9 protein-coding genes and 1 pseudogene are annotated in these 10,788 nt (G+C 75.3%); 7 read left to right on the top strand and 3 right to left on the bottom strand.

What is annotated here, in order from left to right:
* Nucleotides 1–109: pseudogene (locus BU198_RS44370) on the bottom strand (type I-E CRISPR-associated endonuclease Cas1); the annotation flags it as partial.
* 910 nt (nt 110–1,019) lie between these two features.
* On the opposite strand from BU198_RS44370, the gene BU198_RS35790 reads away from it, so the two are divergent.
* The 4 genes from BU198_RS35790 (at nt 1,020) to BU198_RS35805 (ending at nt 5,580) form a co-directional block, all read left to right on the top strand.
* Nucleotides 1,020–2,279 carry an MFS transporter gene (locus tag BU198_RS35790; RefSeq protein ID WP_188300975.1) on the top strand — a complete coding sequence of 420 codons (1,260 nt, stop codon included), beginning with the start codon at nt 1,020–1,022 and terminating at the stop codon, nt 2,277–2,279.
* A 98-nt stretch (nt 2,280–2,377) separates the two neighbouring features.
* Complete coding sequence (locus BU198_RS35795) at nt 2,378–3,193, top strand: Mut7-C RNAse domain-containing protein (protein WP_188300976.1); 816 nt, start codon at nt 2,378–2,380, stop codon at nt 3,191–3,193.
* 96 nt (nt 3,194–3,289) lie between these two features.
* Complete coding sequence (locus tag BU198_RS35800; protein WP_188300977.1) at nt 3,290–3,718, top strand: cupin domain-containing protein; 429 nt, start codon at nt 3,290–3,292, stop codon at nt 3,716–3,718.
* Nucleotides 3,715–5,580, top strand: coding sequence for a CocE/NonD family hydrolase (locus tag BU198_RS35805; RefSeq protein WP_188300978.1), 1,866 nt, complete (start codon nt 3,715–3,717; stop codon nt 5,578–5,580). The genes BU198_RS35800 and BU198_RS35805 overlap by 4 nt, the downstream gene beginning before the upstream one ends.
* 48 nt (nt 5,581–5,628) lie before the next feature.
* On the opposite strand, the gene BU198_RS35810 is transcribed toward BU198_RS35805, so the two are convergent.
* Nucleotides 5,629–6,705, bottom strand: a complete 1,077-nt coding sequence (locus tag BU198_RS35810) for a restriction endonuclease (protein ID WP_188300979.1) — start codon at nt 6,703–6,705, stop codon at nt 5,629–5,631.
* A gap of 264 nt (nt 6,706–6,969) precedes the next feature.
* On the opposite strand from BU198_RS35810, the gene BU198_RS35815 reads away from it, so the two are divergent.
* Nucleotides 6,970–7,470: an inorganic diphosphatase gene (locus BU198_RS35815; RefSeq protein WP_188300980.1), complete on the top strand. Its 501-nt coding sequence runs from the start codon at nt 6,970–6,972 to the stop codon at nt 7,468–7,470.
* Between the two features lie 39 nt (nt 7,471–7,509).
* Here the strand turns inward: BU198_RS35815 and BU198_RS35820 are convergent, their stop codons facing one another.
* Complete coding sequence (locus tag BU198_RS35820) at nt 7,510–8,769, bottom strand: pyroglutamyl peptidase (protein ID WP_188300981.1); 1,260 nt, start codon at nt 8,767–8,769, stop codon at nt 7,510–7,512.
* A gap of 75 nt (nt 8,770–8,844) precedes the next feature.
* Between BU198_RS35820 and BU198_RS35825 the strand changes: the two genes are divergently transcribed.
* On the top strand, nt 8,845–10,032 hold the full coding sequence (locus tag BU198_RS35825; RefSeq protein WP_411293273.1) for a cytochrome P450 family protein: 1,188 nt from the start codon (nt 8,845–8,847) through the stop codon (nt 10,030–10,032).
* A 146-nt stretch (nt 10,033–10,178) separates the two neighbouring features.
* The coding region (locus tag BU198_RS35830; RefSeq protein ID WP_188300983.1) for a TerD family protein at nt 10,179–10,788 on the top strand (610 nt) is incomplete at its 3' end.

The raw sequence follows: 10,788 nt of genomic DNA on the forward strand, positions 1-10,788 counted from the left end.
TGTCGTCCTGGACGATGCGGACGATGTCGAGGTAGAGGAAGGACAGGGAGTCCGCGACCCGGGGCAGCATGGCGACGGTGGGTGCGGCCAGTTTGCGCCGGGCGGCCCCGGGGTCGGGGCGGCGGCCCGCGCGGTGGCGGGCGCGGCGGCGTCGAGGCCCAGGCGGGCGCCGACGGTGAGGGTGGGCGCGGCCAGCAGGTAGGTGAGGAAGCGCCGGCGGTGGGTGGGGTCGTCCGTGGCCCGGACGTCCGGATCGTCAGCGCTGCTCGGGGGGTTCGGAGTGCCAGGAGCGCCAGGGGTGTTCGGGGTGTCCGTCGGGGAGTGGGCGCGAGGGCGTCCGGCGTCGCCCGGCCGGCCGGTGGAGTCCGAGGGGGCGATGAAGGTGCTGATGGGAGAAACCCTTCGAGCCGGAGACGGCGACGGATCGGGCGGGCGCGGCGGCCCCGGCCCGGTGCCGGATCGCGAACGCCGTCGAGCATAAAAGGGCGCTACTGACGGGTCAACACGGTCAAAGTTGGCCCCTGGACTGCCCGATCGCGGTTCCCCGGCGTTCCGCGCGGGCGGAGTCGGAGCGGGTACGGACGGCGCTTCGGAGGCGCGGGCGAGGCCGGTCCCGGACCGTCCCGAGGGGCTCGGAGACGCCAACTGGCGCCCCTCGCACGCGGGTTCATCGGTCGGTCGGCGGTGCGGCGGCGGATCGAATTGGCCCAGGAAATTCCTTGATCACTGGACCGGTCCACTGGGCCGGTTCCTCACTAGGGTGGGGCGTACCGGCGCGGGCGGTCGCGGAGACCGGCTCCGCGCGCCGCCCGTCCGGCGGTCGCGGGCAGGAGTGACGGACCGTGAAGACGTTTACGCAGGTGGACGCGTGTGGGTGACCGCCCGGCCGGACCGGGCCGTCACGCGGCCGGACCGGGCCGTCACGCGGCGGGACCGGGCGAGCACCCGGACGGACCGGGTGACCGCCCGGAGGGCCCGCCGCGTGGCCGCCCGCGAACGAGTGAAGGAGAAGGAGGGGCATGTCGACCGAACGAGCCGCCCGCTGGGGCGGCCTGCCGCCCGCCGGGCCCCAGCGGACCCTGGCCGCCGCCCAGTTGGCCGCCGCCGTGGGCGACGGTGCCTACTACACCTGCTCCGCGCTCTACTTCACCCGGGTGGTCGGGATGTCGCCGACCGCTCTCGGCCTCGGCCTCACCCTCGCCTGGGCACTGGGCTCCGTCGCGGGCGTCCCGCTCGGCCACCTCGCCGACCGGCGCGGCCCGCGCCGTACCGCGGTGGCGCTCGCGCTCGGCACGGCGGCCGTCGTCGCCGCCTTCCTGGTGATCCGCGGCTACCCGCTGTTCCTGCTCGCGGTCTGCCTCTACGCCACCGCGCAGTCCGGCCTGACCGCGAGCCGCCAGGCGCTGGTCGCCGCCCTGGTGCCGCCCGCGGAGCGGACCGCGCTGCTCGCCCACATCCAGTCGACCCTCAACGGGGGACTGGCCGTCGGCGCGGCGATCGGGGGCGTCGCGCTGAGCGTCGGCACCCGTACCGCGTACCTGGCGGCCTTCGCCGTCACCGCGCTCGGCTTCCTGATCGGTGCCCAACTGCTGCGGCGGCTGCCGGAAGTGCCGCCCGTGCCGGGGGAGCCGGACGGCGGGCCGCGCCTGGCGGTGCTGCGCGACCGCAGGTACGCCGCCGTCACCGCGGTCAACGCCGTGCTGCTGCTGCGGATGCCGCTGCTCAGCCTGATCATCCCGCTCTGGATCGCCGAGCGCGCCCCCGGCATCGGCTGGCTCGGCTCGGCGCTGTTCGTGCTCAACACCCTCGCGGTGCTGGCCTTCCAGGTCCGTGCGGCGCGCGGCGTCACCGGGCTGGGCCCGGCCGCCCGGGCGGTCCGCACGGCGGGACTGCTGCTGCTCGGCTCCTGCGCCGTCTTCGGACTGTCCGCGCTGGACGTGCCGGTCTGGGCGGTCGGCGCGCTGCTGGTCGCGGCCTCCGTGCTCCAGGTGGCCGGCGAGATGCGGCAGTCGGCGGGCAGCTGGCAGATCGCCTTCGACCTCGCCCCGCCCGGACGGATCGGCCAGTACCAGGGCTTCTTCGGCACCGGAGTCGCCGTCGCCCGCACCCTCGGGCCGCTGCTGCTCACCACTCTGCTGCTGGACGGGGGCCTGGCCGGCTGGCTGGTCCTGGGCGGGGTGTTCCTCGCCGCGGGGCACGCGATGGGGCCGGTCGCCCGCTGGGCGGCGCGGGACCGCGGTCACGCGGTGTCACCGGCGGCGGTGGCAGCGGCGTCCTGACCCCGGGCCCCGCGGCGCCCGGCCCCGTGGTGGCGGCCCCCGTGGGCGGGCCGGAAACCCGGTGGCCCCGGCCCGCCGTCCGCTGGCATGCTGGCCGCGTGGACCGACCCCAGATCTGGCTCGACTTCGCCCCCGAACTGCACCTCTTCGTCTCCGCACCCCGGCGGGCCGGCCGTACCGTGCTGCGCACCGACGGCGCCTCCACCCTCGGCCACGTCGTCGAGTCCCTGGGCGTCCCGCTCACCGAGGTCGGCGGCCTGCTGGTGGACGGCCTGGCGGTGACCGACGCGCACGTGCCGGTCGACGGCGAGTCCATCGCCGTCCGGGCCGTCACCAGGCCGCAGCCCTCGGCCGCCCCGCCGCGCTTCCTGCTGGACGTGCACCTCGGCACCCTCACCCGCCGGCTGCGGCTGCTCGGCGTGGACGCCGCGTACGAGAACCCCGACATCGGCGACGCCGCCCTCGCCGCCCGCTCCGCCGCCGAGCAGCGGATCATGCTCTCCCGCGACCGGGGCCTGTTGCGCCGCCGCGAACTGTGGGCCGGCGCCTACGTCTACAGCCACCGCCCCGCCGAACAGCTGCGCGACGTGCTCTCCCGCTTCGCCCCGCCGCTCGCGCCCTGGAGCCGCTGCACCACCTGCAACGGCATGCTGCGCCCGGCCACCAAGACCTCGGTGAGCGAGCAGCTGCGGGACGGCACCGAGCGCTCCTACGACGCCTTCGCCCAGTGCGCCGACTGCGGCCAGGCCTACTGGCGCGGTGCCCATCACGCCCGGCTGGAGGCGATCGTCACCGAGGCCGTACGCGACTTCGGCGACGGCGGGCCGCTGGCCGGCGACGCCCAGGCGCCGACCGGAGACGGCCGGGCCCCGTCCGGAGAGGATCAGGGCCAACTCGGGGTCGTCTCAGGGTAGTCAGCTCTGGCGGACGGCCGCGCGCCCGTGGTCCCATCGGCGGTGGGGGACGGGACCACGCTACTCGGTCGGACGAGAGAGGCCAGGTCGTCACACATGAGCAGTCAGTCAGGGCAGCAGCAGCCCTTCGACACCGCGGACGTGGGGGACGCCCCCGTGGTGACGGCCCCGGACGGGGCCGAGGTGTACCCGCTGCTGGTGCTGGAGGGGCAGGGGAGCCTCGCGGTCTTCGCGCTCGCCCCCGGGCAGGTGACCCGCGCGGTCTCGCACGCCACCGTGCAGGAGCTGTGGCAGGTCACCGCGGGCGGCGGCGAGCTCTGGCGCCGCCAGGGCGGACGCGAGGAGACCGTACGGCTCGCGCCCGGTACGGCGGTGTCGATACCGCTGGGCACCGCGTTCCAGTTCCGCGCGGACGGGGACGCCGGGGAGCCGCTGCGGATCACCGCCGTCACCATGCCGCCCTGGCCGGGGACGAACGACGAGGCGCGCCCCGAGGAAGGCCCCTGGAAGGCGACCGTCCGATGAGGCGGGGACTGTCGCGCCGCCTGCCGGCGGCGCTGGTCGCGGCCGCGGTGGTGCTCGGGCTCGCGGTCGCACCGGCGGCCGCCGCCGGGCCGGCCGGGCCCGCCGAACCACAGCTCCAGTCGCGCTACGTGACCATGCCGGACGGGGTCCGCATCGCCGTCGACGTCTACCTGCCCGGCGGCACCCGGGCCGGCGCCCGACTGCCCACCGTCCTGGTCACCCAGCGCTACTGGCGGGCCGCCGTCAAGGCCGGCGAGACCGGCGGCAGCGGCAGCGCGGCCAGGCAGTGGACCGCCCGCGGCTACGCCTACGTGGTCGCCGACCTGCGCGGCACCGGCGCCTCCTTCGGCACCCTGACCTCGGAACTCGGCGCCGACGCGACCGCCGACAGCGGCCCGCTCAGCGACTGGATCGCCGGCCGGCCCTGGTCCAACGGCCGGGTCGGCACGACCGGCATCTCCTACGGCGGCGACACCGCGATGCTCGCCACCTCCCTCGGCAACCACCACATCACCGCCGCCGCCCCGGTCTCCTACGACTTCGACCCGTACGAGGACCTGGTGCGCCCCGGCGGCGTGCTCATCGAACCCAGGGTCGCCCGGTACGGCCTGCTGCTGCGCGTCCTCGACCAGGCCGGCGGCACCACCTGCGAGACCGACGACTCGACCCGGCGGCTCTGCGCGGAGGTCGGCCTCACCGGACTCCAGCCCCGGCCGGTCGACGGCCCCGACGGCCAGGCCCTGCTCGCCGCGGCCCGCGCCGAGCACGCGGCCAACGCCAACCTGGTCGAGATGGCGCACACCGGCGTCCACCGCGACTACCGGAACGGTCCCGAGAGCTGGACGGTCGGCAGCGTCGGCGAGCGGACCGACGCCGTCGAGGCCGGCCGGGTACCCGTCCTGACCAGCGCCGGCTGGCTCGACGCGGGCACCGCCAACGGGGTGCTCTCCCAGTTCACCGGCCTGTCCAACACCCAGGACGACTGGATCGGCCCCTGGAACCACGGCGCCGCCTGGCTCGCCGACCCGTTCCGGCCCGCCCGCCCGCTCACCGCGCAGGAGCGCACCGAGAACGACCAGCGGGTGCTCGACTTCTTCGACCGCTACGTCCGGGGCGACGCCAGGCCCGACGGCCGGCGGCAGGTGCACTACTACACGTTCAACGAGGGCGTCTGGCGCACCACCGACCGCTGGCCGGTGCCCGGCACCCGCACCCAGCGGTTCCACCTCGGCGCCGGCGGCACGCTCGCCGGCCGTCCCGACGGCCGGCGCACCGGCTCCGACCTGCTGCGCCTCGACCCGACCGCGGGCACCGGACCGCTGGACCGCTGGAACACCAACCTCAGCGGCGACGAGGTCGTCTACCCCGACCGCGCCGCCGTCGACGCCAAGCTGCTCGGCTACACCACCGCGCCGCTGACCGCCGACACCCGGGTCACCGGCAACGGCACGGTCACCCTCGACGTCACCGGCCTGGCGGGCTCGGCGCGCGGCGCCCTGCACGTCTACCTGGAGGACGTCACACCGGACGGCCGGGTCACCTACCTGACGGAGGGGCAACTCGCCCTGGCCGACCGGGCGGTGGCCGACCGCTCGGACAACCCGGACTGGCGCCGGCTGCGCACGCCGCGCAGCTACGCCGCCGAGGACGCGGCGGACCTCCCGCAGGGCAGCCCCCAGAAGGTCACCATCGACCTCCAGCCGGTCTCGGTGCTGTTCCGCGCCGGCGACCGGATCCGGCTCACCGTCGCCGCCGCCAACCCCGACTCCTTCGAACTGCTCCCGGCCGACGGACGGGCGGACTACCGGATCGGCTGGGGCGGCGACCGGGCTTCGGTGCTGGAGCTGCCGGTCGTGCGCTGAGGTCCGCACCGGGGGGCGCCCGGCCTCGGCCGGGCGCCCCCCGACCCGTCACGCGTCCACGACCTCCAGCCCGTACGCCGTCACGGCCTGCCGCAGCCCGCCCGGGTACCCGGCCAGGGCGGGGGTGAACTCCCAGTCCCCGGAGGGCTCACGGTCGAACCGGCCGAGCCGCATCGCCGTGTTGGTCTCCGCGCCGTCCGCCAGGTGCACCACGGCCGCGTCCTGCCCGGCGCCGGCCTCCAGGATCAGCGCCGGCCCGGCGAAGCCGCCCATGGTGGCGCCGGGGTGGTTCTCGGTGTCGGCGGCGGCGATGACGACCAGCCGGTCGACGTGGGCGGGCAGCCCGTCGAAGTCGACCATCAGGCAGGCGTTCGCGTCGCCGTAGCCCGTCACCAGTCGCACCGAACCGTCGGGCGTCGAGCCGTTGTTGTAGAACACCAGGTGGTCGTCGGAGAGCGCCGTGTTGCCCTGGCAGACCAGGGCGGCGATGTCGTACTCCTCCTCGCCGGTCCAGTGCAGGAGCAGCCGGGCGGGCTCGGCGGCCACCTCGATCGCGGGCAGCCCGTCCAGCGCGCCGGCCTCGGCGGAGGCGTCGTCCTGGGCGTCCGCGAAGACCTCGTGGAAGCCGTGGTGCTTGAGCAGCCCGACCAGTTCGGCGCCGTTGATCAGGGAGATCGGCTTGCCCGCGACGAACTGGTGCGAGCTGGGGCCGAACCTGCTGGTGGTGACCAGGACGGCCTTGGTCGCGGTCTGGTCGTGCCGCAGCGTTCCGTACAGGTCCCGTACGGCCGAGGGCGCCACGGTGTCCCGGTAGCGCTTCACCTGGACGATCACGTTCCCGCCGCGGAACGGGTCGGGGTCGGCGCCGCGGACGTCGACCCCGCCGTCCCTGGACCGTGCGGTGAGTTCGACCTTCATGCCCATCGCCTCCATCAGACGGGCGATCAGCCCTTCGAAGTCGACCGGGTCCATCGCCAGCAGGAGCTGGAGCTCGCGGACGCGCTTGGCCATCCGGCCACGGTTGGCGTTGGTGTCGTCGCGGAGGTGACGGAACAGCGCGCGCTGGGCGCGGCGTTCGTCGGTGTCGGGGTTGCTGAGGCGGTGGAGCTTCCGGCTCCGGGACATGGGCGTGCCCCCTCTTGCAGGTGACGGTTGTTGCAGGCGTCACCGTAGGGGAATCGTGGACGAAGCACTGTCGGGCCGTCAGTTCCGCCGCACAATCGAGACCTGGGACGATGCGGCGGCCCTGCGGCGCGTGCGGGCCGGGGCCCGGACACGGGTGGGGCGGACGGTCGTGCACGCCCACGAACGGCGGGGTGCCGCCGGTGGGCGTTCGAACGACGGACAATCGCCCCCAGGAACCGAGGAGGAGCCGAGGAGGAGGCCGCGGTGGAGTTCGAGGTCATGATCGAGATCCCGCAGGGGTCGCGGAACAAGTACGTGATGGACTTCGCGGCGGGCCGCATCCGCCTGGACCGCACCCTCTTCACGGCCACCCGCTACCCCGCGGACTACGGCTACGTCGAGGGGACCCTCGGCGGCGACGGCGAGCCGCTGGACGCCCTGGTGCTCGGCGGCGAGCCGGCCGTCCCCGGCTGCGTGCTGACCTGCCGGGCGGTGGGCATGTGGGTGATGTGCGACGAACGCGGCCCGGACCAGAAGGTGCTCTGCGTCCCCGCCCGTGACCCGCGCTACGCGGACCTGCGGGACATCGGCGACCTGCGGGAGTTCGACCTGCTGGAGATCACCCACTTCTTCCTGGTGTACAAGGACCTGGAGCGCGGCAAGTCCGTCGAGGGCTCGCACTGGGCGGGCCGCGACGCCGCCCATGCCGAGATCGCCGAGTCGCGCGCCCGCGCGGCGGGCACCCGTTACGCCGGCCCGGCGTAACGGGTGCCAGGGGGCGGGCCGTCAGGGCCGGACGGCCCGTCAGAGCCGGACGGTGCTCAGGATCGCCCGCACCTCGTCGCCGATCGCGGCCTCGTTCTGCTCGAACTCCGGTGCGGTGAGCCGGTTCGGGTCGGCCGGCAGGCCGGTCAGGACCGGGGTGTGGAGATGGCCGCCGGGGAGGTCGGGGGCGAGGAGCATGCGCAGCCGGTTGGAGCGGTAGGCGACTTCGTTGGAGAGGTACCCGCCACCGCCGCCGGAGACGGCGCGGGAGCCGGGGGTGGGCCCGTCCGGCCGGAAGACCGGGGCGGTGGCGCCCGCCGGGATCTCGGTGACGAAGGTGTTCAGCAGCACCGGGAAGGGCTGCTGGACGGAGGTCATCGCGTCGACCGGCAGGGTGGTGCGGACGAACTGCGGCCCGGGGGCCAGGCCGGGAGCGTCCACCGGGTGCTCGGTGGTGCCGCCGGAGAGCGCGGCCACGTTGTCGGTGGCCGGGTCGGCGGAGCGGGCCCGCCCGGCCCACTCCTCCAGGGTGAACTTGCCCGGGTAGCCCTGGCTGATGCTGGTGATCAGGTCGGCGGACTGCCGGCCGGGCCGCAGGTGCGGAGCGAAGGCGCGCTCCGCGATGCCCCCGTCGAAGTCGCCGTAGCGCACCGGCAGGACGACCGCCCGCACCTCGGCGGCGCTGCCGTCGGCCAGCGTGATCCGCTGCCCGTGCAGTCGCAGCACGGCCGCGCCCGAGGGGTTGGCGCGGCGCGGTTCGACGTCCAGGCCGAACGGGTCGAAGCCGCTGAGGAAGATCCGCCGGACCCCGGGGGCGGAGCCGAACCCGTCGTCCAGGCCGCGCGAGGCGTCCTCGAAGCGGGCCCGCAGCGCGGCGTGGTCGACGTCGAACCGGGGCTGCCACTGGGCGAGCCGGACGGTCATGGCGAGCCTGGTCCAGTACAGCGGGCGGTCGTCCCCGGCGGGCAGTTCACCGCTCGGCCGGCGGCCCTGGGCGCGGTCCAGACCGGCCTGCCAGAGCGTCCGGCCCCAGGTGTCCACCAGCCGCTGGGCCTGCCGGGCGTTGCGGGCCTCGCACAGGGCCGAGGGGAAGCCGCCGAGCAGCTCGCCCAGACCGGAGCGTTCGGTGAAGGCCGCCGTCCGGGCGTCCTGGAGGCGGGACTGCTCGGCGTCCAGGGGCACCGTGGCGGAGGTGCGGCAGCCGGCCGGGGCGGCCTGGGCGACGGCCGGGGTCAGCAGGGCGGCGAGGGTTCCGGTGAGCGCGGCGGCCAGTCCGGCGACGCGGCGTAGACATGTCATGTGCGCTGACAATAGGTCCGGCCCTGACGGCCCGCCAGGGTGCCGGCACGGTGGCCGTAGGCTGGGCCGGTGACCGTGCCCGACCTCTCCCTGACGTCCCTGATCGCCGACCCGTACGGCGGCTACACCCGGCTGCGCGCCGGCACCCCCGTCCATCGGGTCGTCGGCCCGGACGGCCTGCCGTTCTGGCTGGTGACCCGCTACCAGGACGTCCGCCAGGCGCTCGCCGACCCCCGGTTCGCCCTCGACAAGGCGCACGCCGCACCCGGCAACTACCGGGGCTTCGCGCTGCCTCCCGCGCTGGACGCCAACCTGCTCAACATGGACCCGCCGGACCACACCCGGATCCGGCGGCTGGTCTCCCAGGCCTTCACCCCGCGCCGGGTCGCCGCGCTGCGCGAGCCGGTCGAGAAGGTCGCCGGGCAACTGCTCGACGCCATCGAGCCGCTCGGCCGCGCCGACCTGCTCGCCACCTACGCCGCGCCGCTGCCGATCACCGTCATCTGCGACCTGCTCGGCGTCCCCGAGGACGACCGGCACGACTTCCGGGCCTGGACCGACTCCCTGATCACCCCCGATCCCGATCGCCCGGAGGCGGCCAGGGCCGCCGTCAAGGCGATGCTCGGCTTCTTCACCGGCCTGATCGAACGCAAGCGCGCCGAGCCCGCCGACGACCTGCTCTCCGACCTGATCGCCGCCAGGGACGACCAGGGGGCCGGCGGGCGCCTCGGCGAGGACGAGCTGACCTCGCTCGCCTTCCTCATCCTCTTCGCCGGCTACGAGAACACCGTCCACCTGATCGCCAACGCCGTCCTCGCCCTGCTCACCCACCCCGGGCAGCTCGCCGCCCTGCGCGCCGAGCCGGAGCTGATCGGCGCCGCCGTCGAGGAGTTCGCCCGCTTCGACGGGCCGGCCCCGCTCGCCATCCGCCGCTTCCCGCGCGAGCCCGTCACCATCGGCGGCGTCACCGTTCCCGCGGGGGAGACCGTGCTGCTCGCGCTCGGCTCCGCCAACCGCGACCCCGGGCAGTTCACCGACCCCGACCGGCTCGACCTGCACCGCCGGGAGACCGGCCACCTCGCGCTCGGCCACGGCATCCACTACTGCCTGGGCGCGCCGCTGGCCCGGATGGAGACCGCCCTCGCGCTCACCGCGCTGCTGCGCCGCTTCCCCGGCCTCGCCCTGGACGTGCCGGTCGAGCGGCTGCGCCACCGGCCCACGCTGCGGGCCAGGGGGCTGCTGGAGCTGCCGGTGCGGTACTGACCCGGCGACGGCGAAGGACGCGAGGAGGCGGCGAAGGACGGCTCAGGCCCTGACGGAAAGCTGACGGTTCGACCGGGAACCGTTGCGAGTTCTACAGCGTTGTCGTATTCGGACAGCGGTACTCGTACGGTGGTGGAGGAAGTTCCATGAGCGTGGCCCTGACGAAGGGCGGCAACGTCTCCCTGGGCAAGCAGGCCCCCGGTCTGCGGGTGGCCCGGGTGGGGATCGGCTGGACGGCCGGGCCCGGGTACGACCTGGACGCCAGCGCGCTGCTCTGCGGGGCGTCCGGGAAGGTCGCCTCGGACCAGCACTTCGTGTTCTTCAACAACCTGCAGAGCCCGGACGGCTCGGTCCGTCACCTGGGCGGGTCCGGCGGCGGGGCCGACCGGGAGCAGATCGAGGTCCGTCCGGCGGACGTCCCCGCCTCGGTGGAGAAGATCGTCTTCGCGGTGGCGATCTACGACGCGGCTCAGCGCCGGCAGTCCTTCGGGCAGGTCGGCGGCGCCCACATCCGGGTCACCGACCCGGACAGCGGCGCCGAGGTGGTCCGGTACGACGTGGCGTCGGAGGCCGGCCGCGAGACGGCGATGGTGTTCGGCGAGCTGTACCGGCACGGCGCGGACTGGAAGTTCAGGGCGGTCGGGCAGGGCTACGTCGAGGGGCTCGCGGGCATCGCCACGGACTTCGGCGTGGACGTCCTGCAACCGGCGCCCGCCGCCGCACCCGCTCCGGCCGCCCCCGCGGCGCCGCCCGCGC

The organism is Streptomyces sp. CBMA156, from assembly GCF_014596515.1.
Classification (GTDB): domain Bacteria; phylum Actinomycetota; class Actinomycetes; order Streptomycetales; family Streptomycetaceae; genus Kitasatospora.